The following is a 22,463-nucleotide window of genomic DNA, read 5'->3' on the forward strand; positions in this document are numbered from 1 at the left end:
GCGCGCCGACGCGGATCGGCGCTCGGCTTTTGTGGCGGCCCGAAATCCGGCGCGACAGCGATGAAGGAGAGACGGTCCGGCGCGCCGCCGTAACGCGTCGATTCGTCACGCGCATAGGCGGGCGCATAGGCGAAGCGCGCATCGCCGAGGCTGGCGGCGACGATGGCCGGCGCGACTCCGTCGGTTTTGCGCGTGAAGCGATAGCCCGCCGCGGCGAGCAGCGCCAAGAGCAGAGCGACGAGGAAGAGGCGCATGATCCTGAAGAAAGAGCAGCAGAGCCGATTCGCCGAGCTTAGCCGATTCAGGCCCGCGGCGCGCGCGCCCCGACAGCCGAGGCGCGCGGTTTCCTCTTTCGGCCAAAGACACTAGAAGGTCGGCGAACGCCCCTCGCGCCTCGCTCTGAGGCCCACCGCAAAGAGGGGCGCGGGAGACCAGGACCATGCCTCTCTACAAGCTCGACGGCGTCGCGCCGCGCGTCCCGGCCTCCGGCCGCTTCTGGATCGCGCCCGACGCTCAAGTCATCGGCCGCGTGCAGCTGGAGGAGGACGCCAACATCTGGTTCGGCTGCGTGCTGCGCGGCGACAATGAATGGATCACGGTCGGCGCGCGCAGCAATATTCAGGACAATAGCGTCCTCCACACCGATATGGGCTTTCCGCTCGTCATCGGCGCCGATTGCACGATCGGCCATGGCGTCATTCTGCACAGCTGCCTCATCGGCGAGGCGAGCCTGATCGGCATGGGCGCGACCATCCTCAATGGCGCGAAGATCGGCCGCAATTGCCTCGTCGGGGCCAATTCGCTGGTCACGGAGAATAAGGAGTTTCCCGACAACAGCCTGATCGTCGGCTCGCCGGCGCGCGTCGTGCGCACGCTGGACGAAGGCGCGCTCGCCCGCAATCTCGAATCGGCGAAACATTATGTCGAGAACGCCGAGCGCTACGCCAAAGGGCTGGAGGCGATCTGACCGTCGCGGCGCGCCCTGTGCCGAAGGGCGCGCCGAGCGCTGCCTCAGCGCGCGGCGAAGAGCGGGGCGTTGGGATCGTCGATCACGACCCAGACGTTCTGATCGAGCTGCGACTGGCGTTTGACGAAGCGATAGGGCGTGTTGGTCCAGGGCCGCACGGCATCGTTCATATTGTCGAGGACGAACTCGCCGCGATTGGTCTTCACCGTCAATATCGCGTGGCCGTCGCCATTCTTCTCCTTCACCACCGTCATCAGCAGCGCGGCGCGCGGATAGCCGAGCTCGACCAGCAGGCGGCGCTTCATCAGCGCATAATCCTCGCAATCGCCCTTGCCGTCGGTGGGATAGTCCCAGCGATCGACGACGCCCCAATGATCCATGTCGGAGACGGGCTCGATCGCGTGATTGACATGGGCGTTGACGCGCTGAATGTCCTTATAGGCTTTGGCGGTGAGGTCGATGTCGTGCGGTCCGGCGGCGTCGGCGGCGCATTCGCCACGATAGCGATGACAAAAATCCAGCCAGCCATAGGGCACGCTCGTCTCCGGTCCGAGGGCCGCGTGGAGCAGATGCTCCGAGCCCGCCCAGCCGGGCGCCGTTCCCAAAATGGAGACCGCGCCGGCCAGAGCCGCGCTCATCGTCAGTCTCGCTACTCTACCCAACATCTTCGTCGTCTCCCCGATGTGGAGACGAGATTAGTTTTATTGTTTTGCTTGCTCCGTAAGTCGATAGCTCAGTTTTTCGGCCAATCCATTTAGATTTGACGACAATTTTCGTAAGTATACCAAGAGATGACCGAAATAGGCGAAATTTCGCGGTATTTTCAATAGAGCGCTGAAATTACGCGATGTTCCCACCGCCGAACGGCGGCGCGACCACGGGCCGAGACCGGGCTTTTTGCTCATGGAGGGCCGATTCGTTAACATGAGCCCCGGAATCGTCGTTAACGGGCTTGCCGTGGCGGCGGCGAGCAACGAAATTACGGCGGCGGCCATGGTTCGGTCTCAAAGGCGGCGTAGGGACCGGATTCGAGTTTCGATCGGGGTTCCGAGTTTCCATCGGGGTTCTAAGACGATGTTGCTGCGCTTCGCAATCGCTCTGGCGGTGAGCCTCATGGCCTTCGTCGTCACAGACGCGCCGATCGCCGAGCCGCTCAATCGTGCGGCGGAGAACCCCTTTGTCGCCCGGCGCAATCCGCTCGAGAGCCATATGGACGAATGGCGGCTCGCCCTGCGCCTCTCCGGCGAGCAGGAGCGGCTGTTCTCCGCCTTCGCGCAACAGCTGCATGCCGTGGTTCAGGATCGCGACGCCGCCATCGTCGCCGCGGCGATCGACCGCAATCGCGACAGCGCCCCGCGCGACCCCGGCGCGCCGCTGCGCGCCCGCGCCGATCGGCTGAGCCGCCATGTGGAGAATTTGCGCGCCCTCGCCGACGCCGAGACCAGCTTCTTCGCCTCGCTCTCCGACGAGCAGCGCCGCATCGCCGATCGCGTGCTGCCCCGCGATGTGCTCGGCGCGCATGATCTGTTCCGCCGCCGCGGCATGCGCCCGGACCGGAACGGCTGATGGCCAGCGTCGATGACTGTGAATATGCGCGAGCCGCCTCCCTCGATCGATAAAAATCGTCTATCTGCCCACGAAGACAAAGCTCGTAATCCCGCCCCTCGCCGCGAGACAAGAAAATGACATCCGTTTCGCTCGCCCCGAGCGCCCGCCCCGCCCGCCGCATCGCCGTCGGATTTTGGGGACTGCTGATCTGCGCCCTTTCGGCCGCGACGCCGGCGTCGCCGGCATTCGCCGCCAATGGCGCGGACAAGCCGCCGGCGCTGGAGCCCGCGCCTGTCGCGCCCGCTGCGCCCGCGGCGCCGCCGGCGCTCGCGGGCAAATCGGCGCAGCCGGCGCCGGTCCGCAAGCGGCTCACCAAATTCGAGGCGAGACGCATCCGCCACGCCTGCCAGGGGCGCGCCAACGAGCGCAACCTCGTCGGGCCGGAACGCGAGGCCTTTTTGGGGCGTTGCTATTTCGGCCGCGTCTCGACGCGCGTCGAGCGGCAGCAGTGCCGGCAGGAGGCGACCGCGCGCGGGATCGAACGGGCGAGCCAGCGCGCCTTCATTCAGGAATGCGTCCGCGAGCGCGTTCGCGCCAAGAGAGAGCGCAAGGACTGAGCGCCTTTGGACAGACCGGCCGAGGGCGCTCCCCCGTACAGTCGTTCCGGTTAAGATCGAACCGGAACGACTCTCGATCTCATTATCTCTTCACGCGAAAACACTCTATCGCCGCACCACCAGTACGGAGCATTTGGCGTGGCGGACGATGGTCTTGGCGTTGGAGCCGAGCAGATAGGTGGACATGGCCGGCCGATGCGAGCCGAGCACGATGAGATCGGCGCCCCACTCCTCCGCCTCCGCCAGCACCTCCGGATAGATCGCGCCGAAGCGCACCACCGTCGTCACCAGATTCTTGGGATAGTCGATCTTGGTCGCGACATCGGCGAGCTCCTGCTCGGCCGACGTGCGCAGCTCCTCGTCGAAATTCGGCGGGATGTAGTCGATGAAGGCGACGGGCACCAGAGATTGCACATTGACGAGGCGAAGCTTGGGCTGCGGCGAGCCCTTGGCGAGGGCGAGCGCCTCGTCCAGCGCGAGCCGCGTGAGGTCCGGCTCGGTCAAATCGAGCGGAATGAGGATTTTCTCATGCATGAGCGCTCCCTCCTCTCATCGATTTAAGGCGCGCGCGCCCGTTTTGTCAGGGGCGTCCTCTCGACTTCACGGGCCGTCGTCCCGCGGCGGAAGGTCGCGCGCGTCGATTTCCGCTTCCACGAGATCGCCTTCGCGCAGATCGCCTTCCGGGGCCACGGGCCGGAACTCCGAGCGGCTCGCCGCGACCGCCTCTATATGGCGTCCGATCTCCGGATTGCGCTGCGTGAAAACATGTAGGTCGAAAGCGTCGAGAATCAGCAGCTTTATCGGCGTCGCGGCGCGCACATTGGCGGTGCGGCGCGTCTTGCGCAAAAGCGCGATCTCGCCGAAGAACTGCCCCTCGCCGAGCCGCGCCATCCCGCTCGGCAGCTCCACCTCCACCTCGCCGGCGGCGATGAAATACATGGAATGCGCCGGCTCGCCGCGGCGCACGATCAGCGCGCCCGCCGGCAGAGATTGCGCGCGCAAATAGCGCATGATCTCGGCGATCGCCGATGCGTCGAGCGTGGCGAACAGCGGCGCCTTGGCCACCATGCTCCATGTGACGACGAATTCGCGCCGGTGAATCTCCTCCGCGAAAGCGGTGGCGACGATGCCGACCGGCAGGCCGAGCATGACGAAGCCCATCACCATGGAGATTGCGGCGATGACGCGGCCCGCCGGCGTATGCGGCACCACATCGCCATAGCCGACCGTCGCAATGGTCTGGATCGCCCACCACATGGCGGCGGGAATGGAGCGGAAAGCCTCCGGCTGCGCGTCATGCTCGGCGATATGCATGGCGGTCGCCATGAACAGCACCACGCCGAACAGCACGATGCCGGAAGCGGCGAGCGCTTTGCGCTCGGCCTCCAGCACGGCGAAGATGGAGCGTATGCCCGGCGAATAGCGCGCCAGCTTGAAGAAGCGCGCGAGACGCAGGAACAAGAGCACGCGGAGATCCGCGGCGATGATGACGGAAAGATAGAATGGCGCGATGGCGATGAGATCGACCAGCGCCGAAACCGAGCAGAAGAAGGCGAGGCGCGCGCGTCCGGGGCGCATCGCGGCATAGAGCGCATGGTCCGGCGCGCTCCAGATGCGCAGCGCATATTCGACGCTGAAGGCGGCGACAGCGACATATTCCACGGCGCGGAAGAGCGCGCCATATCGCGCGGCGTGATCGGGATCGGATTCGAGGATCACCGCGCCGACGGAGAGGATGACCAGCGCCATCAGCGCGCCATGGGTGATTTGCGCGGCGCGGTCGCCGACGCCGCCGCTGTCGAGCAGAATATGGACGCGGCGACGGAGGCGGGACGGCGACTCCTCGGTCTCTGCGCCGCCTCGCTCGCTCACTGCGCCGCCTTGACCCGCAGCGTCTCCTCGATCGCTGTCAGCGCGGCTTCGAGCGCTGTGGCGTCGGGACCGCCGGCCTGGGCGAGATCTGGCCGCCCGCCGCCGCCCTTGCCGCCGAGCTTCTCGGAAGCGACGCGCACCAGATCGACGGCGTTGTAGCGCGCGGTGAGATCGGCGGTCACGCCGACGACGACGCCAGCCTTGCCATCGACCGAAGCGTTGGCGATGGCGACGACGCCGGAGCCGATCGTCTTCTTGGCCTCATCGACCAGCGACTTCAAATCCTTGGCGTCTATTCCGCTGACCGCTTTGGCGAACAGCTTGACGCCGGCCACGTCGCGGATCGGCTCCGCCCCGCCATTGCCGCCGCCGCCCATGGCCAGCTTGCGCTTGGCGTCGGCGAGCTCGCGCTCCAGGCTCTTGCGCTCCTCGATCAGGCTCGCGAGCCGGGCGGGCGCCTCCTCGACGGAGGCGCGCACGAGTGCGGCGATCTCGCGCAGCGCCTTGGCCTCGGAAACGAGCTGGGCGCGGGCGCCTTCCGCCGTCTTGGCCTCGATGCGGCGCACGCCGGAGGCGACGGCGCCCTGCGAGACGATGCTGATGAGGCCGATGTCGCCGGTGCGGCGCACATGGGTGCCGCCGCAGAGCTCGACCGAAAAGGCGCGATCGACGTCGACGGGGGCATGGCCCATGGCGACGACGCGCACCTCATCGCCGTATTTCTCGCCGAACAGCGCGCGGGCGCCGGAGCGAATGGCCTCGTCCTGGCCCATCAACCGCGTCTCGACCGGGGCGTTGTCCTGCACCACCTCATTGGCGATCTGCTCGACGGCGGCGATCTCTTCCTCGCTCAGCGGCTTGGGATGGGTGAAGTCGAAGCGCAGCCGATCCGGCGCGACGAGCGAGCCCTTTTGCGCGACATGATCGCCGAGCACGCGGCGCAAAGCCTCGTGCAGAATATGCGTCGCGGAATGATTGGCGCGCACGGCGTTGCGACGGGCGTGCTCGACTTCCAGCTCGAGGGCGAGACCGGGGACGAGCGCGCCTTCCTCCACCACGCCCTCATGGACGAAGAGGCCATGAACCTTCTTTTGCGTGTTGGTGACGCGAAAGCGCACGCCCTTGGCGCGCATCACGCCCATATCGCCGATCTGGCCGCCCGATTCGGCGTAGAAGGGGGTCTGATTGAGCAGCACGGCGCCGCGCGCGCCGGTCTCGAGCCGGAACGTTTCCGCCCCTTCATGGAGAATGGCGACAATCTGGCCCTCAGACTTCTCCCGGTCATAGCCGAGAAATTCGGTCGCGCCGAGACGTTCCTCGAGCGCAAACCAGACGGCCTCCGTCGCCGTCTCGCCAGAGCCGGCCCAGGCCTTGCGCGCCTCAGCGCGCTGGCGCTCCATCGCTTTCTCGAAAGCCGGCTTGTCGACAACGATCCCGCGCGGGCGCAGCGCATCTTCGGTGAGATCGAGCGGAAAGCCGTAAGTGTCATAGAGCTTGAAGGCGGTCTCGCCGGAAAAGCTCGCGCCCGCGGTCAGCGAGGCGCTCTCCTCGTCGAGGATGGAGAGGCCGCGCGCCAATGTCTGGCGGAAGCGTGTCTCCTCGGTCAGCAGCGTGTCGCGAATGAGGCTTTCGGCGCGCGTCAGCTCGGGATAGGCGAGCCCCATCTCGGAGACGAGGGCGCCGACGAGCCGATGCATCAAAGGCTCGGCCGCGCCGAGAAGCTGCGCGTGGCGCATGGCGCGGCGCATGATTCGGCGGAGCACATAGCCGCGGCCCTCATTGGAGGGCGTCACGCCATCGGCGACGAGGAAGGCCGAGGCGCGCAAATGATCGGCGATGACGCGATGGCTCGCCGCCTGCGGGCCGGCGGAATCGACGTTGGTGGCGTCGGCCACGGCGCCGATGAGGCGACGGAAAAGATCGACCTCGAAGACCGAATGCACGCCCTGCAACAGGGCGGCGATGCGCTCGAGACCCATGCCCGTGTCGATCGAGGGCCGCGGCAGCGGCGCGCGCTCGCCGGGCGCGGTCTGATCATATTGCATGAAGACGAGGTTCCAGAATTCCAGGAACCGGTCGCCATCCTCATCCGGACTGCCGGGCGGGCCGCCGGCGACGCTGTCGCCCTGATCGAAGAAAATCTCGGAGCACGGGCCGCAGGGGCCGACGTCGCCCATGCTCCAGAAATTATCGGCCGTGGGGATGCGGATGATGCGGTCGTCGGAGAAGCCGGCGATCTTTTTCCACAGCGAAAACGCCTCGTCGTCGTCGTGATAGACAGTGACCAGCAGCTTTTCACGCGGCAGGGCGAGCTCGCGAGCGACGAAATTCCAGGCGAGCTCGATCGCGCCTTCCTTGAAATAATCGCCGAAGGAGAAATTGCCGAGCATCTCGAAGAAGGTCAGATGCCGGGCGGTGTAGCCGACATTGTCGAGATCATTGTGCTTGCCGCCGGCGCGCATGCATTTCTGCGCCGTGGTGGCGCGCGCGTAATGGCGCTTCTCGAAGCCGGTGAAGACATTCTTGAACTGGACCATGCCGGCGTTGGTGAACATCAGCGTGGGGTCGTTCTGTGGGACGAGCGGCGAGGATGCGACCTTCTCGTGTCCATTGCGCGAGAAATAGTCGAGGAAGGTCGAACGGATCTGGTTGACGCCACTCATATCGGTTCTTGTCGCCCGCTTGTTCGGCACAAATGGCCATCGAACGCGCGCTCGGCCGTAACCGTCGCTGGGAAAAGGAAAAGGCCCGGCGCGAACCGAGCCCTTCTAGAGCATTTGTCCGCGAAGTGGAACAGGCCGCGCGGATCGCGGAAGGGAGTGATGTTCTGGAGTCTCCGTGGTGGAACCCCGCCCCGGACGGCTGCTCCGTCCGACCCTTCCCTCAAAGGGTGGGCCGTCCTCGCTTCACCTTCGGCGATCGCCCGACTCACTCCTCGCCGCCGGCGCCATCCTCCTCGCCGCCGGCGTCGAGGATGCGCTCGGCGATGAGGCCCGAATTCTCGCGGATCGCCTGCTCGATCCGCTCGGCGGCCTCTTTGTTCTGCCTGAGGAAGGTCTTGGCGTTCTCGCGGCCCTGGCCGAGACGCTGGCTGTCATAGGAGAACCAAGCCCCGGATTTCTCGACGACGCCGGCCTTCACCCCGAGATCAACGAGCTCGCCGACCTTGGAGATGCCCTCGCCATACATGATGTCGAACTCGACCTGCTTGAAAGGCGGAGCGACCTTATTCTTGACGACCTTGACGCGGGTCTGATTGCCGGTGACCTCGTCGCGGTCCTTGATGGAGCCGATGCGGCGAATGTCGAGCCGGACGGAAGCGTAGAATTTCAAGGCGTTGCCGCCGGTCGTCGTCTCCGGCGAGCCATACATCACGCCGATCTTCATGCGGATCTGATTGATGAAGATGACGAGCGTGTTGGAGCGCGAGATGGAGGCGGTGAGCTTGCGCAGCGCCTGGCTCATCAGCCGCGCCTGCAGGCCGGGCTGCACGTCACCCATCTCGCCCTCGATCTCGGCGCGCGGCGTCAGCGCGGCGACCGAATCGACGACGAGCACATCCACCGCGCCGGAGCGCACCAGAGTGTCGGTGATCTCCAGCGCCTGCTCGCCCGTGTCCGGCTGCGAGATCAGCAGCTCCTCGAGATTAACGCCGAGCTTGCGGGCGTAGACCGGATCGAGCGCATGCTCGGCGTCGACGAAGGCGCAGACGCCGCCCTTCTTCTGCGCCTCGGCGATCACATGCAGCGTCAGCGTCGTCTTGCCCGATGATTCCGGCCCGTAGATCTCCACGACACGGCCGCGCGGCAGGCCGCCGACGCCGAGCGCGATATCGAGCCCGAGCGAGCCTGTAGAGATCGTCTCGATCTCGACGGCCTTCTGATTCTTGCCGAGCCGCATGATCGAGCCTTTGCCGAAGGCCCGCTCGATCTGCGACAAAGCGGCGTCCAGCGCCTTGGTCTTGTCCACGGAGGTTCCTTCCACGAGGCGGAGATTGGCTTGGCTCACGGCGATGATTCCTTCTGGCACAGGCAGGGCGGCAGGCGCAACGCGAGATGCGGCCCGGGAACGAAAGAGCGGTGAAAGACTTGCGAGGATCAGGCGATATCGGACGCGAAGATCGGATGGGCAGATTGTATCGTATTTGTTCTCTTCGCCAAGTTCTTTTTTTGTTCCGCATGATTTTTCCCCGCTTCGCCCCGCCGGGCGCGAGCCAGGGGAAGGAACCGGCTTGAAGTCCGCGAGTTCCTCGGCGTAAGGGACCGCAGCCGGCTTCCGGCCTATTTCTCACGATCGACAGCGGAGTTTCGACAGCCCATGAGCGACACGCGCGCGCCTTCCCGTCCCGACGCCGTTCTCGATTCCGCCGATCCGCGCTGGGCGCGGCTGCATCGGCTGATCGACACGCATTCGCTGCTGCGCGGCGATTTCACGCTCTCCTCGGGCCGCAAGAGCAATTATCTCTTCCAGCTGCGCCAGACGACCATGCTGCCGGAGGGCGCGCATCTCATCGCCGATATCGTCGTCGACTATATGAAGGCGCAGGGAATAAAGGGCGTCGGCGGGCTGGCCGTGGGCGCCGTGCCCATGGTGGCGGCCATCGCGGCGGTGAGCTTTCCCAAGGGCGCGCCGGTCGACGCTTTCTTCGTGCGCAAGGAGGCCAAGGGCCATGGCGCCAAGGAGCGCATCGACGGCTATGTGCCCAAGGGCGGCGAGGCGCTGATCGTGGACGATGTGGCGACGACGGGCGGCTCTATATTGGAGGCCATCGCCGGCATGGTGGAGGAGCACCCGGAGGCGAGAGCGACGCGCGCGCTGGTCGTGATCGACCGTGAGGAAGGCGCGGCGGAAAAGCTCGCCGAAAAAGGAATCACGCTGGTGTCGATTTTCAAGCGCGGCGATTTCACCATATAGGCATTGCATGCCGTCGTTTCGGAGGTAGAGCCATGAATCGCGCGACGCCGATGTTTCTAGCCTTCCTCGCTTGCGGAGGCGTCGCGGCGCCGGCGCTGGCGCAATCGAGCGATCCTGCGGCCGGGCGGCGTCTCGCCGCCTCGCTCTGCGTCGAATGTCATCGCATCGACGAGAAGACGCCGGCCAAGGACGAGGCCGCCAAGGCGCCCAGCTTCGTCGATGTGGCGCGCATGCCCTCGACGACCGAGCTGGCGATCAAGGTTTTTCTGCGCAGCTCGCATCGGAACATGCCCAATCTCATCCTCACGCCGGATGAGATCGACTCGCTCTCCGCCTATATCGTCGGCCTCGCGCCCAAGCGTTGAGGCGTCACGGCTTCGGGCATTCGGGCTGCAGAAATTTCGCGTCTATGGTGAAGCCGGAGCGCTCGCGCGTGGCGCCGCTCTTTTGCGTGAGCGTCGTCTTCGATTGCGCGCGATACCAGCTCGAGAAATCGCCGGTGAGCAAGAGGCTCGTCACCTCGCGCGCGCCATGGAGATCGCATGAGAAGGTGACGATGACCTCGCCGCCTTGCGCGGATTCGACCGTCGGCTTCGTGCAATTGTCCTGCGGAGCGCCGAGGATGCCGTCGCCCGCTTCGATGCAGACGTCATGCGACTGCAGTCCCACGTCCGGCGATATTGTTTTTATGCGCCAGAGACCGGGCCGACGCTGCGGCAACTCGTCCGCTCGCGACGAGCGCGCGCTCGCAATGACGGAGAGAGACAAAGTCACTGCGAGCATCGCGAGATATGGCGCGCGACGATAGATGCGGAGGTTCAACGCTTCGCCTCGATCACGTATGATTTTTTTGCGGCGCAGAATATGTGGCGCGCGCGTTTGCGAGGCAACTCGTTTTCAATGTCGGGCGCGCATTTTAAGAATAGCTCCCGCGCGCGCCGCCGCTTTTTCCCGAATGCGTGACGCGGCCTCCCGAGAGAGGCCGCGCGACAGAGAATCAGGCCTGGCCGGCGGCGCCTTGGGCCTTGGGAATACGCAGCACCTGGCCGGGATAGATCTTGTCTGGATCGGAGAGCAACGGCCGATTGGCGGCGAAAATCTCTTCGTATTTTCCGCCCTTGCCCTGTCCATATTGCGTCTCGGCGATCTTCCACAGCGTGTCGCCCTGGCGCACCTTGTAGAAGAAGGATTCCGTTTCCTGCTTGCCGACGACGATATTGCTCTCGACCTGCGAGACGCCCTTGGTGTTGCCCACGGCGAGCACGATCTTCTCCGCGTCGCTGGTCGAAGACGCCTTGCCGCCGAGCTTCACCTTGTCGCCCTCGACCGAGATTTCGATCTTGGAGGCGTCGAGACCTTTCTTCTCGATCTCCTTCTTCAATTCATCGGCGGGCGCGGCGGCGTTATCGGTCGCGCCCTTGGGCGAAGGCGCATTCTTGTCGATCTGCTCGCCGCTCTTCGAGTTGTTCCAGAAATTGAAGAGACCCATTTTTACGACCTCCTTCGCGCATTGGCGTGAGCGCGAGCGCCGGTGGAATTGCGCCCGCGCCGCGTTACATAGGGCGCGCCGCGCTCAGGCGAGCCCATCGCGAAGAAGGCGTTCTCGCGCCGCCCGCACCCATAGCTTCGCGGCGAGCGGAGAGAAATGCAGGCCGTCATCGGTCATCTCGGGCCGCCGCGCGCCGTCTTGCGAAAGCTGCGGCGCCAGATCGACGACCGCGAGCCCGCGCGCCTCGGCGAGCGCGCGCATCAGCGCATTGATCTCGTCTATGCGCGGCGCCTGGGCGGCGTCGGTGACATGGGGCGCGAGCATCAGAACGCCGCGCGCATCCTCCGGCAGGCGGCGCAGCAGCGCGCGAAAATCATGGTCGATCTGCGCGAGCGGCGCCGCGTCGAAGAGAAGATCGTTCAAGCCGCCATCGATGATGAAGCAGCGCGCGCACATCATGCGCGCCTCGACGATTTGCGCGCCTATATCCTTCAGCGTCGCGCCGCCGAGGCAGAGGCGCAGCACGTCGAAGGGGCGCCGGCGGAGCGGGCGCCAGTCGCATTGCGCCGCGAGACTGTCGCCGACGATGGCGTAGCGCGGCGCCCGCAACCGCGCGACGCGCCGATGCAGCGCGATGCGAAAGGCGCGCCGCACGCCAGCGTCGGAGGCAGCGATCAGCGCGCCGCCGAGCAAGAGAAGGAAGGCGAGAATGAAAAAAATCTGCGCCAATGTCGCGATCATCGCCATCGCCGTCTCGCGCGCATCATCGGCAGAACATAGATCCGAATCGACTCTGGGGAGGACCCACGCATGATCGCCCGCATCGCCAAAATCCTGCTCACCGCCTGCGCTGGCTTGCTCGGCCTCGTCACCGGGCTCGGCAATATTTTCGATTATGGCACGAATTTCGAGGTCCTTCGCCATGTCGTCTCCATGGACACGACCCATGCCGACGCCGCGCTGATGAGCCGCGCCATTCTCTCCGACACGCTGCAGCGGCTGTTCTATGCCGGGATCATCGCGACGGAGCTCGCCTATGGGGCGCTCTGCCTCTATGGCGCGCTGCGGCTTTTTGGCGCACGAAAGGGCGATGCGGCGCGCTTCGAAACAGCGAAGCAATGGGCCATAGGCGGGCTCGCGCTCGGCTTCGCGCTCTATTTTTTCGGCTTCATGATCATCGGCGGCGAGTGGTTCCAGATGTGGCGTTCCGTTGATTGGAACTTCCAGCAGCCGGCCTTTCGATTCATCGGCTCGCTCGGCCTCATCCTGCTCTTCGTCGCCCAGCCGGAGCCCTCGCACGGCTGAAGTAGCGAGGGCATTGTTTGGAACCGATCCAATCTATGGAGTTTGACGGGATTGGCGCTCCTTCACTAGATTTCGTGCGCCCTGCTCATTCGGAGAGTTCCCTCTCGCGATCGGAGAATCTGAAAATGGCGCTCGCCACTCGATCGCGCCTCTCGACATTGTCGCGCGCTTTTTTCATTCTGCTCGCCGCGGCCTCGCCGGCGGCGAGCCTCGAATCGACCACGAGCGATGCGCGAGCGGCCGATGAGGCTCATCTCTCGCCGCGCGAGCTGCTGGGGAAACGAATTTTCGAGGATAAGAATCTCTCGGAGCCGGCGGGCCTCTCCTGCGCCTCCTGCCATGACCCCGCCAAGGCGTTTCAAGGCAATAATGGCTCGCCCATCGCGGCGCTCGCGCGCGGCAGCCGGCCGGATGCGCTCGGAACCCGCAAGACGCCCTCGCTCGCTTACGTCTCCTTCAGCCCGCGCTTTCATTTCATGAAGAAGAAGGACGAGGAGACCGGCGAGACGGAGCTGGTTCCCGTCGGCGGACAATTTTGGGACGGCCGCGCGGATGATCTCGCCGCGCAAGTGGAAGGGCCGCTGCTCAATCCACGCGAGATGAACAATCCGTCGAAAGCCGCCGTGGTCGAGAAGATAAAATCCGGCGCCTATGCCGATCTCGCGCGGCGCGTCTATGGCGAGAAGCTCTTCGACAGCGACGCGGCCTTCGACAAATTGGCGCGCGCGGTCGCCGCCTATGAGAGCAGCGAGCGCTTTCATCCCTTCTCGTCCAAATTCGACGATTTTCTGCGCGGACGCGAGAAATTGACCGCCGAAGAGGCGAAGGGCTTCGCGCTGTTCAAGGATAAAAAGAAAGGCAATTGCATCGCCTGCCATGTCGGCGAGGAGAAATCGCGCCATCCGCAGGACTGGCTGTTCACCGATTTCAGCTATGATGCGCTGGGCGCGCCGCGCAACGCCGCCATACCGGACAACAAAGACCCGGCCCACGTCGATCTCGGCCTCTGCAAGCGCGAAGGCCTCACCAAGGTCGCGCCCAAGGGCTACGCTATCGACAGCCTCTGCGGACAGTTCAAGGCGCCGACCTTGCGAAACATCGCCGTCACCGGCCCTTATCTGCACAATGGCGCCTTCGCCAGCCTGCGCGATGTCGTGGCCTTCTATGCGACGCGCGACACCGATCCCGCGCGCTGGTATCCCAAGAAAGAGGGCGCGACCGCGAAATACGACGATCTGCCAGCGGCGTATCACGACAATGTGAACGTCAAGGAAGTTCCTTATGATCGCAAGCCGGGCGAGACGCCGCGGCTCGACGAAGGCGAGATCGACGCCATCGTCGCCTTTCTGCACACGCTGACCGACCGGCCCACGCCCGCGGCGAAAGCTGAGAGATAGCGCGCATAGCGGCGAGAGCCGCCGCGAAAAGGACATAAGCATAGGGCCGGATGTCGCCTTCTTTCCCTCGAGGAGGCGGCCCATGCGGCTTCGCGTCTTGGCTCTCGTTTGCGTGTCTTCGATCGCTCTGTCTTCCGCATGGGCGAAGGAGACGATCGTCGAGGCGACATCGACGATCGACGGCGTCATCGTCCATCCAGACGCAGCGACAGTGACGCGCAGAGCGACGATCGATCTTCCCGCTGGCGCCGCGACGGTCCTCCTCAAAAATCTTCCCTTCGCGCTCGACGCCGATTCGCTACGCGTCTCCGGCGAGGCGAATGGGCGCGTGACGATCGGCGCCGTCGAGGCGCGGCTCGCGCCGGCGGAGACGCAGGCGCCGGACACGGCGATCGAATCGAAGCTGAAGCAATTGCGCGGCGCGCGCGAGAGCCTGCAGGTGACGCTGGACACGCTCACCGCCAAGCAGGCGATGATCGCGCGCTATTCGCAGGCGAGCCCGGAGAAGCTCGGCCCGGAGACACGGCCGCTCGCGATCGGCGAATGGAGCGCGGCCTTCGACGCCATAGCCTCCGCATTGACCAAAACCGGCGAAGAATTGCGCGGCGCCCACGTCAAGGCGAAGGAGCTCGACGACGAGATCCATGCGCTCGAGGCGGGAACCGGCGCGCGCGCGGCGCGGCGCCCGTCGCGCGAGATCGCCATAGCGGTCGAATCGGCGAGCGGCGGCAGGCTGCAATTGGCCCTCTCCTATCTCGTCTCCGGCGCCTATTGGCGGCCCGCCTATGATGCGCGGCTCGAGACCGGCGGCCCGGAGGGCAAGCCGCAGCTCGAATTCATCCGCCGCGCCGCGGTGACGCAGAACACGGGCGAGGATTGGGGCGAGGTCGCGCTCTCCGTCTCGACGACGCGCGCGCATCGCGGCGCAGCGGCCCCCGATGTGCAGCCGCAGCGGGTGAGCTTTTATGAGCCGCCGATTCTCTATTCGGAGAAGCTCGCCGCTCCGGCGGCTGCGGCGCCCGAGCGCCCGATGCGCAAAGCGGAAATCTCCAGGATGCCGGCGCCCGAGCCGGCGCCGGTCGCGCAGCAGACAGCCGCGCTGGAATCCAACGCTTTTCAAGCGAGCTTCAAAATCTCCGGCCGCGTCGGCGTGCCGGGCGACGGAACGACGAAGAGCTTTATTCTCACCGCGCGCCGCATGACGCCGACGCTCGCCGCGCGCATCGCGCCGGCGCTCGATCCCACGGCTTTTCTCGAGGCGCGAATCCTCAATGAGGAGGACGCCCCGCTGCTGGCCGGCCCCGTCGCCGTGCAGCGCGACGGAATGCATGTGGGGCAGAGCCGCATCGCTTTCGTCGCGCCGGGCGAGGCGGTGGAGCTCGGCTTCGGCGCCGACGACAAGATCAAGGTCGCGCGCGCGCCGGTCAAGCGCGTCGAGAATGAGCCGAGCTGGTTCGGCCAGACCAAATATGAGACGCGCGACTTCAAGACCACGGTCACGAATCTGCACGATTTCATCGTTCCGGTGACGGTCGTCGATCAGATTCCGTTTTCGGAGAATACAGCGATCACAGTGGAGACGCTGCCGCAAACGACGGCTCCCACGACGAAGCAGATCGCCGACAAGCGCGGCGTGATGGGCTGGAGCTTCGACGCCAAGCCGCGCGAGACGAAAGAGCTGCGCCTCGCCTATCGCGTCAAATGGCCGGCGGAGCGCGACATTGTGACACAACCGGCGCCGATTGCCCAAAGGTGACGGACTTGAAAGGGACTTCGGCGTAGCCATTTGTGTCGTGTCGCAGCGCTCGCGCGACGAGGAGACTCTCTGATGCATGTCAATATCGCCGCGGCGGAAGCCGCCATCACCGCTGCACGCAAGCGCGCCTCCGAGCTCGGCACGAAAATGTGCATCGCCGTCGTCGATTCCGGCGCCGATCTGAAAGCCTTCTATCGCATGGACGATGCCTGGGTCGGCAGCATCGACATTGCGATCAAGAAAGCGAAGACGGCCGTCTTCTTCGGCATGCCGACGGGCGAGATCGGCAAGCTGTCGCAGCCGGGCGGCCCGCTCTTCGGCATCGAGCATTCCAATGACGGGCTCATCACCTTCCCCGGCGGCCTGCCCATCGTCGATGAGGATGGCGTGCTTGTCGGCGCGATAGGCGTCAGCGGCAGCTCGGTCGAGAACGACCATGCCGTCGCGCTCGCCGGCGTCGCCGTCGTCGGCGTCAGCGATCTGCCGGCGCATCCTTGGCGGACGTGAGCTCGCCGTCGAGCCACATGCGCCACTCCGACGCCGCGCCGATGAAATCGGCCAGCGCCGCATAGCCGCCGCTATTGGGGTGGGCGCCGTCGCTGGCGGCCGCCTCTTGGAGAAGCACGCCGCAGCTCGCGGCAAAGCCGCGCATCTCGATATACGGAATTTGCAGCTCGGCGCAGAGCTTTTGCAATTGCGGACACAGGCGATCGATGCGCGCGGCGCCGGGCAGAAACGGCCCGACCATCAATACGGGCGCGAGCGTCGCGGCCTCGCGCAACATTTTCTGCGCATGAACGAGCGTCTCCTCGAGCGGCACGCGCGCACGGCCCGCTTCCTCCTCCACGCAATCATTGGCGCCGAAGGAAAACAGCAAGCGCGCGTCGGAGCCTGCCGGCAGACGCCGCCGCGCCTCCTCGCGCCAGCGCGCGGCGATATCGGCGCTGGTGTCGCGGCGGATGCCGAGATTATAGGCGGTGACATCTCGCCCACCGTGGCGCTCCCGCGAGACCAGCCGGCCCACCCAGCCGAGACCATCATCGTCGCCGGTTCCATTGACGAAGCTGTCGCCGAAAAAGCAGATGCGAACCGGCGTGGTCATGCGCGCCCCCGGATAGATTTGCGCGGCCTTCGCCGCCTTCCTTCTCCCCGCTCGCGGGGAGAAGGTGAGGATGAGGGGCCAGGGCATGAGCCACAAACGGAAAACGCCCCGAGCCCCTCACCCCGGCCCTCTCCCCGCTCGCGCGGGGAGAGGGAGAAATATCATTCCGCCTCCGCGCTCCATCCGCAGAGCGCCAGCGCCTCGCGCATGTGCGCGGGCGCCGGGGCGCGCACGACGATGCGCTCCTTGTTCTCGCGCATCGGAATGTCGATCTCGCGCGCGTGAAGATGCAGCGGCGGCGCGCCTTCGCGCTTGCCATGGCCATAGACGGGATCGCCGAGCATGGGCCAGCCCATGGCCTGGCAATGAACGCGCAGCTGATGCGTGCGGCCGGTCTGCGGCCTCAGCTCGAGGAAGGCGAGATCATTGCCCTGCGCGTCGCGGGCGCGGCCGAGCATGCGCCAATCGGTCTGCGCCGGCTGGCCCAGCGGATCGGGACGCATCCACCAGCCGCGCGTCGAATCGAGCCTGCCGAGCGCCATATCGATATGGCCCTCCTCCTCCGAAGGCGCGCCTTCGACGATCGCCCAATAGGTCTTTTTGATGCGCCCGTCGTGAAACAGCTTGCCGAGCCGCTCCAGCGCCTTGCGGTGGCGGCCGAGCACGAGGCAGCCCGAGGTGTCGCGATCGAGCCGATGCGCGAGCGCCGGCGCGCGCGGCAAGCCGAAGCGCAGCGCGTCGAAATGATCCTCCAGATTCTCGCCGCCCTTGGGGCCGCGATGCACAGGCAGGCCGGCGGGCTTGTCGACGACGAGCATCAGCCCATCCCGATAGAGGAGGCGCGAGACGAGATCATCCGGTGTCATGGGCGTCATCCTAATCGAATCGGCGATTTCGCGTGAGGCTTCCGCGGCCCGCCCTTGCCGCCGTGCGGCGCGCGCTAGCTAGAGACATGCGGAGCCAGCCCTTCGTCCGAGGGCCAGCAAGAGAGAACAACGGAGAGTACCATGGCCGAAGAAGACCAAGTCGACCGTCTGATGTCGCGGAACGCCTATATTTTCGCGGGGGTCGGGGCCGTGCTCGGCGCTGTGATGGGCGCTGGCGTCGTCGGCTTTCCCGCCGCGATCGGGACCGTGATCATCGGCGCGCTGCTCGGCGGCATTCTCGGGTCCTTCATCGTCACCAAGTGACCCGGCCGAGCGACGCCCATTCGACGGAGCGCGGCTGCGCGAAGCCGCCGCGCTCCCGCCGCTCAGACCGAATGGCCAAAATGGGCGAGCACGAAGTCCAGCGCGCCGACGCGCTCCAGCAGCCAATAGGCGCCGAGCAGCGCGATCACCGCCGAGAGCGCATAGACGAGCTGCGGGCTGCGCTTGCCGCCGGTCTGCTTGTCGATGAAGAGCAGCGCCGGCACGAAGACCAGCACGATCGCCACCTGTCCGAGCTCGACGCCTATGTTGAAGGAGGCGAGCGCGGGTAGAACCGCATCCGCCGGCACGCCCAGCTCCTTCAGCCCGCTGGCGAAGCCGAAGCCATGGACGAAGCCGAAGAGAAACGTGTCGCGCCAGCGTCCATCGACGCGGCGCGAGAAGAAATTCTCGACCGCGACATAGATGATCGAGGCGGCGATCGCCGCCTCCACCCATTGCGAGGGCAGCGTGACGATATCGAGCGCCGCCAGCGACAGAGTGACCGAATGCGAGACGGTGAAGGCGGTGACGATCTTCACTACCGGCCAAACGCGCGTCGCCCAGAGAAGAATGGCGATGAGGAAGGAAATGTGGTCGTAGCCGGTGAGAATATGCTCGACGCCGGCCTGCACGAATTTCCACATCAGCTGCCACACCGTCTCCAGCGGCTTCGAAAGATCGAGCGGCACATCGGTGGGATAGAGCATGGTCTCGCCGGCGTTGGGGCCGGTCAGCGTGACGAGATGCTTGGCCTTGGAGCCCGCGGCCGCCAGAAGCTCTTTCGCGTCGTAGAAAATCTGGCCGGAAACGCTGGCGCAGTCGAACGTCAGCGTCACCAATGCGCTGTCCGCATTGGTGGGGTCCTCTCCGGAATAGTCCACGCGGCCGGAACAGGCGTGGCCATCGGCGTCATGCATGGAGACCCGGCGCTGAATCAGCTTGCCGATCTCGGCCTCCAGCACACCGGGCTGCGATAGCTCGACGCCGGAGCGCTCCGCCATGGTCTGCGAGAAGATGCGCTCGAGATCGGTCGCCAGAAAGCCGACGTCTACCCGATAGGAATGGTCCTTTTCGGGCGTGACCTTAGCGGTGGAAATATCCGCCGTATGGGCGAAGGCCGGCGCGATCGATGCGAGCAATGCGGCGACGACGAGCGGCAAGCATTTCAACGACCAGCTCATTTTCGAAGGACTCCGGGCAAGCCTGACGGGCGGGGCCGCGACAATGCCCGACGCCGCGAAAATGGACAAGACCGCGCGCCGCTCGGCCCGCGCGCGATTGCGGGGCCGCGCCCGGACGGGTAAAAACAACGACATGCGGCCGGAGCTTTTCATTGGAATCCGGGACCGCCGCGAGGGGAGCGTCCGATATGCAGCGTGTCACCATGACCATCGACGACGATCTCATGGCCGCTCTCGACCAGTATATGGAGGCCGGCGGGCATCAGAATCGCTCGGAGGCGGTGCGCGATCTCGTGCGCGCCGGCCTCATGAAGCAGCCCAAGGTCGATGACAGCGACCGCCCTTGCATCGGCGCGCTCGTCTATCTCTACGATCACGAGACGCGGCAATTGTCGAAGCGGCTGATGCACGACCATCACAGCCACGCCGATCTCTCCATCGCCGCCCTGCATGTGCATGTCGACGCCGAGACCTGCCTCGAGGTCTCGCTGCTGCGCGGCCGCAAATCCGAGGTGGAGCATTTTGCCCGACATGTGATCGGCGAGCGCGGCGTGCGCTACGGCCAGCTCGTCGTCGCGCCCGGCGAGGCGCATTCGCCGGAGAGCGCCTCCACGCAAAAGCCTCACCACGGCCATAGCCACGCCTGAGCCCTGTGACGGAAATGCAACGCTGCGGGTAAATCCGTAGGCGGTCGTTGACCCGCCCCCTCTCGTATGATCAGATTAGTAAAAAATCATACGGGGGAGCAGCGATGACCGGCCGGCGCATTGGCGAAATCTCAGCATTGGCCCTGACGGCTGCGCTTTTCGGCGGCGCCGCCCTCGCTCAGGAGGCTCTGCCGGACATAGACGTCGGCGCGCCGATCGCGGCCGCGACGCCGGCGGCGGCCGCCGCGCGCTCGGAAGACGCGCAAAAGGCGAAGGTGAGGATCGAGGCGGCCAGCGAGACCATCTTCAGCGGCCAGCAGGTCAACGCCGTGCCCTTTGCACGTCCGGGCGAGGCGCTCGAGATCGTCCCCGGCCTCTCGGTCACGCAGCACAGCGGCGAAGGCAAGGCGAACCAGTATTTTCTGCGCGGCTTCCAGCTCGACCACGGCACTGATTTCTCGCTGACGCTGGACGGCATGCCGATCAACATGCGCACGCATGGCCACGGCCAGGGCTATGCGGACGCCAATTTCCTGATCCCGGAGCTGCTCTCCTCCGTCGTCGGCCGCAAAGGCCCCTATTACGCCGACAAGGGCGACTTCTCCTCGGCCGGCGCGGTCGATATGCAATATATCGACAAGCTCGACCACGGCTTCTTCCGGGCGACGGGTGGCAGCTTCGCCTATGGCCGCCTGCTCGGCGCCAAGAGCTTCGAGGTGAATGGCGGCAATCTGCTCACCGCCATCGAGTCGAGCATATACAACGGCCCATGGACGCGGCCGGACGAGATGCGCAAGATCAATTCGGTGCTGCGCTGGTCGCGCGGCACGCAGGAGGACGGCCTCTCGATCACGGCCATGGCCTACGCCAACCGCTGGTTCTCCACCGACCAGATCCCGTCGCGCGCCGTCTATGGCGGCGTCCTTCCGCTGTGGGGCAATATCGACAGCACCGACGGCGGCGACGCTTCGCGCTTCAGCCTCTCGGCGCGCTGGAGCCAGACGGAGGGCGCGCATTCCTCGCGCGTGGAAGCCTACGCGATACGCTCGACGCTCGATCTCTACAATAATTTCACCTATTTCCTCTCGCATCCCGACGTCGGCGACCAGTTCCGTCAGTTCGACCGGCGCACCGTGCTCGGCGTCAACGCGCAGCACGCCTATAAATACGAGGTCGCCGGCCTGCCGATCGAATCGCGCATCGGCCTCGAGAGCCGCTACGACAATATTCGCGTCGGCCTGCAGGACAGCTGGCGGCGCCAGCCCTATGACACGGTCGTCAACAGCCACGTGGCGGAAGGCAGCGTCGGCCTATGGACCGACACCACGGTTCGCTTCGCGCCCTGGCTGCGCGCCACAGGCGGCGTGCGTTTCGACTATTTTGCCGCCAGCGTCGGCAGCCTTCAGGATCCGCTCTCCGCGCCCAAGGACGGCAATGGCGATCCGATCTGGACCGGCCCCTGGAACAGCGGCTCCAAATCGGCGACGATGGGCAGCCCGAAGGTGGGCGTCGTCATCGGACCCTTCGAGCAGACCGAGCTCTTCCTCAATTTCGGCGAGGGGCTGCATTCGACCGACGCGCGCGGAACCGTGACCCGGCTGAGCCCGGCCGACGGCTCGAACGTCGCGTCCATTCCCTTGCTGGTGAAGCAGCGGGGCGCCGAGATCGGCCTGCGCACCACGCGCCTGCTCGAGGGGCTCGAATCCTCGGTCGCCTTCTGGTGGCTGAACAATGATTCTGAGAATCAGTTCGAGGGCGATTCCGGCAGCACGGCCTTCGGCCGGCCGAGCCGGCGCTATGGCGTGGAGATCATCAATCACTACACGCCCGCCTCCTGGCTGCGGATGGAGGGCAGCGTTTCCCTGTCGCATGCGCGTTTCCGCGGCGTCGACCAGCAGCAGGCGCTCGCCTGGATCGATCTTCTGCAGCCCGGCTCGTTCCAATATGGAACCTATGTCGGCAACGCGCCCGGCAATTACATTCCCGATTCGCCCAACATCGTCGCCATGGGCCAGATCGAGGTGGGCGAGACGACCGGCCCCTTCGCGGCGCTGCGCTATCGCTATCTCGGCGAGCGCCCGCTGACCGAGGACGGCGCCTTCAAATCGCCGGCGACCGGAACGCTCAATCTGCGCGCCGGCTATCGCTTCGACAATGGCTGGAGCATTCAGGCCGACGCGTTCAACGTCACCAATTCGCGCTCCGACATGATCACCTATGGCTACGGATCGCTGATCCCCTCCGATCCGCTCTATGGCCTGTGCAAGGCGGGCGTCGCGCCGGGCAATGTCTGCTCGGTCGGCGTGATGGGCCGTCATTTCAAGCCGATGGAACCGCCGGCCGTGCGCGTGTCGATCACCGGCCCGCTGCCCTTCTGAGTTCTGGTCGCATCAGTTTCGCGCACCGATCTGGCGCCCCGCGGAAAGCTCGGCTAGGCTGAGCGTTTCGCTGGGCGGCCATTTGCGCGCCGCAGCGATC

At 65.6% G+C, this 22,463-nt stretch carries 23 protein-coding genes and 1 pseudogene; 12 read left to right on the top strand and 12 right to left on the bottom strand.

Going from position 1 to position 22,463, the window contains the following annotated elements; genetic code table 11:
• A pseudogene (locus tag A1351_RS00005) lies at positions 1 to 254 on the bottom strand (hypothetical protein); the annotation flags it as partial.
• A 185-nt stretch (positions 255 to 439) separates the two neighbouring features.
• Between A1351_RS00005 and A1351_RS00010 the strand changes: the two are divergent.
• On the top strand, positions 440 to 967 hold the full coding sequence (locus A1351_RS00010; protein ID WP_024881230.1) for a gamma carbonic anhydrase family protein: 528 nt from the start codon (positions 440 to 442) through the stop codon (positions 965 to 967).
• A gap of 44 nt (positions 968 to 1,011) precedes the next feature.
• Here the strand turns inward: A1351_RS00010 and A1351_RS00015 are convergent, their stop codons facing one another.
• Positions 1,012 to 1,605: a transglutaminase-like cysteine peptidase gene (locus A1351_RS00015; RefSeq protein WP_198162180.1), complete on the bottom strand. Its 594-nt coding sequence runs from the start codon at positions 1,603 to 1,605 to the stop codon at positions 1,012 to 1,014.
• Between the two features lie 436 nt (positions 1,606 to 2,041).
• Here A1351_RS00015 and A1351_RS00020 point away from each other — a divergent pair, with 436 nt between their 5' ends.
• A complete protein-coding gene (locus A1351_RS00020; protein ID WP_024881232.1) occupies positions 2,042 to 2,533 on the top strand; it encodes a Spy/CpxP family protein refolding chaperone in 492 nt (163 codons plus the stop codon).
• A gap of 116 nt (positions 2,534 to 2,649) precedes the next feature.
• On the top strand, positions 2,650 to 3,132 hold the full coding sequence (locus A1351_RS00025) for a hypothetical protein (protein ID WP_026599485.1): 483 nt from the start codon (positions 2,650 to 2,652) through the stop codon (positions 3,130 to 3,132).
• Positions 3,133 to 3,237: 105 nt separating this feature from the next.
• Here A1351_RS00025 and A1351_RS00030 read toward each other — a convergent pair whose 3' ends face one another.
• The 4 genes from A1351_RS00030 to recA form a co-directional block, all read right to left on the bottom strand.
• On the bottom strand, positions 3,238 to 3,666 hold the full coding sequence (locus tag A1351_RS00030; RefSeq protein ID WP_024881234.1) for a universal stress protein: 429 nt from the start codon (positions 3,664 to 3,666) through the stop codon (positions 3,238 to 3,240).
• A gap of 66 nt (positions 3,667 to 3,732) precedes the next feature.
• Complete coding sequence (locus A1351_RS00035) at positions 3,733 to 5,004, bottom strand: cyclic nucleotide-gated ion channel (protein ID WP_064031844.1); 1,272 nt, start codon at positions 5,002 to 5,004, stop codon at positions 3,733 to 3,735.
• A complete protein-coding gene (alaS, locus tag A1351_RS00040) occupies positions 5,001 to 7,667 on the bottom strand; it encodes an alanine--tRNA ligase (protein WP_064031845.1) in 2,667 nt (888 codons plus the stop codon). Before alaS ends, A1351_RS00035 begins: the two co-directional genes overlap by 4 nt.
• Before the next feature lie 265 nt (positions 7,668 to 7,932).
• On the bottom strand, positions 7,933 to 9,012 hold the full coding sequence (gene recA, locus A1351_RS00045) for a recombinase RecA (RefSeq protein WP_024881237.1): 1,080 nt from the start codon (positions 9,010 to 9,012) through the stop codon (positions 7,933 to 7,935).
• Positions 9,013 to 9,321: 309 nt separating this feature from the next.
• Between recA and pyrE the strand changes: the two genes are divergently transcribed.
• Together pyrE and A1351_RS00055 are read left to right on the top strand one after the other, a co-directional pair.
• Positions 9,322 to 9,918 (top strand): orotate phosphoribosyltransferase, encoded by a 597-nt coding sequence (pyrE, locus tag A1351_RS00050; RefSeq protein ID WP_024881238.1) that lies wholly within the window; start codon positions 9,322 to 9,324, stop codon positions 9,916 to 9,918.
• Positions 9,919 to 9,950: 32 nt separating this feature from the next.
• Positions 9,951 to 10,283, top strand: a complete 333-nt coding sequence (locus A1351_RS00055; protein WP_024881239.1) for a c-type cytochrome — start codon at positions 9,951 to 9,953, stop codon at positions 10,281 to 10,283.
• Between the two features lie 4 nt (positions 10,284 to 10,287).
• On the opposite strand, the gene A1351_RS00060 is transcribed toward A1351_RS00055, so the two are convergent.
• The 3 genes from A1351_RS00060 to A1351_RS00070 form a co-directional block, all read right to left on the bottom strand.
• A complete protein-coding gene (locus tag A1351_RS00060) occupies positions 10,288 to 10,701 on the bottom strand; it encodes a DUF3617 family protein (RefSeq protein WP_036309766.1) in 414 nt (137 codons plus the stop codon).
• 214 nt (positions 10,702 to 10,915) lie between these two features.
• Positions 10,916 to 11,407, bottom strand: coding sequence for a peptidoglycan-binding protein LysM (lysM, locus tag A1351_RS00065; RefSeq protein WP_024881241.1), 492 nt, complete (start codon positions 11,405 to 11,407; stop codon positions 10,916 to 10,918).
• An 84-nt stretch (positions 11,408 to 11,491) separates the two neighbouring features.
• Positions 11,492 to 12,154, bottom strand: coding sequence for a GDSL-type esterase/lipase family protein (locus A1351_RS00070; RefSeq protein WP_064031846.1), 663 nt, complete (start codon positions 12,152 to 12,154; stop codon positions 11,492 to 11,494).
• A 63-nt stretch (positions 12,155 to 12,217) separates the two neighbouring features.
• On the opposite strand from A1351_RS00070, the gene A1351_RS00075 reads away from it, so the two are divergent.
• The 4 genes from A1351_RS00075 to A1351_RS00090 all read left to right on the top strand — a co-directional run bounded on the left by A1351_RS00075 (position 12,218) and on the right by A1351_RS00090 (position 16,372).
• Positions 12,218 to 12,712 (top strand): DUF2165 family protein, encoded by a 495-nt coding sequence (locus A1351_RS00075; protein ID WP_024881243.1) that lies wholly within the window; start codon positions 12,218 to 12,220, stop codon positions 12,710 to 12,712.
• Positions 12,713 to 12,837: 125 nt separating this feature from the next.
• A complete protein-coding gene (locus A1351_RS00080; protein ID WP_024881244.1) occupies positions 12,838 to 14,109 on the top strand; it encodes a cytochrome-c peroxidase in 1,272 nt (423 codons plus the stop codon).
• An 82-nt stretch (positions 14,110 to 14,191) separates the two neighbouring features.
• Complete coding sequence (locus A1351_RS00085) at positions 14,192 to 15,865, top strand: mucoidy inhibitor MuiA family protein (protein ID WP_064031847.1); 1,674 nt, start codon at positions 14,192 to 14,194, stop codon at positions 15,863 to 15,865.
• Positions 15,866 to 15,937: 72 nt separating this feature from the next.
• Positions 15,938 to 16,372 (top strand): heme-binding protein, encoded by a 435-nt coding sequence (locus A1351_RS00090; RefSeq protein ID WP_018267805.1) that lies wholly within the window; start codon positions 15,938 to 15,940, stop codon positions 16,370 to 16,372.
• Here A1351_RS00090 and A1351_RS00095 read toward each other — a convergent pair.
• Entirely contained in the window at positions 16,338 to 16,967 is a 630-nt protein-coding gene (locus tag A1351_RS00095; RefSeq protein WP_024881246.1) for a GDSL-type esterase/lipase family protein, read from the bottom strand. The two genes, A1351_RS00090 and A1351_RS00095, sit on opposite strands and share 35 nt — an antisense overlap.
• 161 nt (positions 16,968 to 17,128) lie before the next feature.
• Positions 17,129 to 17,842: an RluA family pseudouridine synthase gene (locus A1351_RS00100; RefSeq protein WP_036309015.1), complete on the bottom strand. Its 714-nt coding sequence runs from the start codon at positions 17,840 to 17,842 to the stop codon at positions 17,129 to 17,131.
• 132 nt (positions 17,843 to 17,974) lie between these two features.
• Between A1351_RS00100 and A1351_RS00105 the strand changes: the two genes are divergently transcribed.
• Positions 17,975 to 18,157, top strand: a complete 183-nt coding sequence (locus A1351_RS00105; protein ID WP_024881248.1) for a hypothetical protein — start codon at positions 17,975 to 17,977, stop codon at positions 18,155 to 18,157.
• A 62-nt stretch (positions 18,158 to 18,219) separates the two neighbouring features.
• On the opposite strand, the gene A1351_RS00110 is transcribed toward A1351_RS00105, so the two are convergent.
• The gene (locus A1351_RS00110; RefSeq protein WP_036309017.1) at positions 18,220 to 19,338 is read right to left on the bottom strand and encodes a HupE/UreJ family protein; all 1,119 of its coding nucleotides are present in this window, start codon (positions 19,336 to 19,338) and stop codon (positions 18,220 to 18,222) included.
• Positions 19,339 to 19,526: 188 nt separating this feature from the next.
• On the opposite strand from A1351_RS00110, the gene nikR reads away from it, so the two are divergent.
• Together nikR and A1351_RS00120 are read left to right on the top strand one after the other, a co-directional pair.
• Positions 19,527 to 19,985, top strand: a complete 459-nt coding sequence (gene nikR / locus A1351_RS00115) for a nickel-responsive transcriptional regulator NikR (protein ID WP_024881250.1) — start codon at positions 19,527 to 19,529, stop codon at positions 19,983 to 19,985.
• A gap of 104 nt (positions 19,986 to 20,089) precedes the next feature.
• Positions 20,090 to 22,363 (top strand): TonB-dependent receptor, encoded by a 2,274-nt coding sequence (locus tag A1351_RS00120; protein ID WP_064031848.1) that lies wholly within the window; start codon positions 20,090 to 20,092, stop codon positions 22,361 to 22,363.
• The last annotated feature ends 100 nt before the right edge of the window (positions 22,364 to 22,463 follow it).

This window comes from Methylosinus sp. R-45379, assembly GCF_001644125.1.
Taxonomy (GTDB): Bacteria; Pseudomonadota; Alphaproteobacteria; order Rhizobiales; family Beijerinckiaceae; genus Methylosinus.

Coding starts and splice junctions, on each gene's coding strand:
- A1351_RS00120 (WP_064031848.1), top strand. CDS start 20,090: ATGACCGGCCGGCGCATTGGCGAAATCTCAGCATTGGCCCTGACGGCT.
- A1351_RS00100 (WP_036309015.1), bottom strand. CDS start 17,842: ATGACGCCCATGACACCGGATGATCTCGTCTCGCGCCTCCTCTATCGG.
- alaS (WP_064031845.1), bottom strand. CDS start 7,667: ATGAGTGGCGTCAACCAGATCCGTTCGACCTTCCTCGACTATTTCTCG.
- A1351_RS00015 (WP_198162180.1), bottom strand. CDS start 1,605: ATGAGCGCGGCTCTGGCCGGCGCGGTCTCCATTTTGGGAACGGCGCCC.
- A1351_RS00110 (WP_036309017.1), bottom strand. CDS start 19,338: ATGAGCTGGTCGTTGAAATGCTTGCCGCTCGTCGTCGCCGCATTGCTC.
- A1351_RS00080 (WP_024881244.1), top strand. CDS start 12,838: ATGGCGCTCGCCACTCGATCGCGCCTCTCGACATTGTCGCGCGCTTTT.
- A1351_RS00095 (WP_024881246.1), bottom strand. CDS start 16,967: ATGACCACGCCGGTTCGCATCTGCTTTTTCGGCGACAGCTTCGTCAAT.
- pyrE (WP_024881238.1), top strand. CDS start 9,322: ATGAGCGACACGCGCGCGCCTTCCCGTCCCGACGCCGTTCTCGATTCC.
- A1351_RS00075 (WP_024881243.1), top strand. CDS start 12,218: ATGATCGCCCGCATCGCCAAAATCCTGCTCACCGCCTGCGCTGGCTTG.
- A1351_RS00020 (WP_024881232.1), top strand. CDS start 2,042: ATGTTGCTGCGCTTCGCAATCGCTCTGGCGGTGAGCCTCATGGCCTTC.
- lysM (WP_024881241.1), bottom strand. CDS start 11,407: ATGGGTCTCTTCAATTTCTGGAACAACTCGAAGAGCGGCGAGCAGATC.
- A1351_RS00070 (WP_064031846.1), bottom strand. CDS start 12,154: ATGGCGATGATCGCGACATTGGCGCAGATTTTTTTCATTCTCGCCTTC.
- A1351_RS00090 (WP_018267805.1), top strand. CDS start 15,938: ATGCATGTCAATATCGCCGCGGCGGAAGCCGCCATCACCGCTGCACGC.
- A1351_RS00030 (WP_024881234.1), bottom strand. CDS start 3,666: ATGCATGAGAAAATCCTCATTCCGCTCGATTTGACCGAGCCGGACCTC.
- A1351_RS00055 (WP_024881239.1), top strand. CDS start 9,951: ATGAATCGCGCGACGCCGATGTTTCTAGCCTTCCTCGCTTGCGGAGGC.
- A1351_RS00060 (WP_036309766.1), bottom strand. CDS start 10,701: ATGCTCGCAGTGACTTTGTCTCTCTCCGTCATTGCGAGCGCGCGCTCG.
- A1351_RS00085 (WP_064031847.1), top strand. CDS start 14,192: ATGCGGCTTCGCGTCTTGGCTCTCGTTTGCGTGTCTTCGATCGCTCTG.
- A1351_RS00010 (WP_024881230.1), top strand. CDS start 440: ATGCCTCTCTACAAGCTCGACGGCGTCGCGCCGCGCGTCCCGGCCTCC.
- A1351_RS00025 (WP_026599485.1), top strand. CDS start 2,650: ATGACATCCGTTTCGCTCGCCCCGAGCGCCCGCCCCGCCCGCCGCATC.
- A1351_RS00105 (WP_024881248.1), top strand. CDS start 17,975: ATGGCCGAAGAAGACCAAGTCGACCGTCTGATGTCGCGGAACGCCTAT.
- nikR (WP_024881250.1), top strand. CDS start 19,527: ATGCAGCGTGTCACCATGACCATCGACGACGATCTCATGGCCGCTCTC.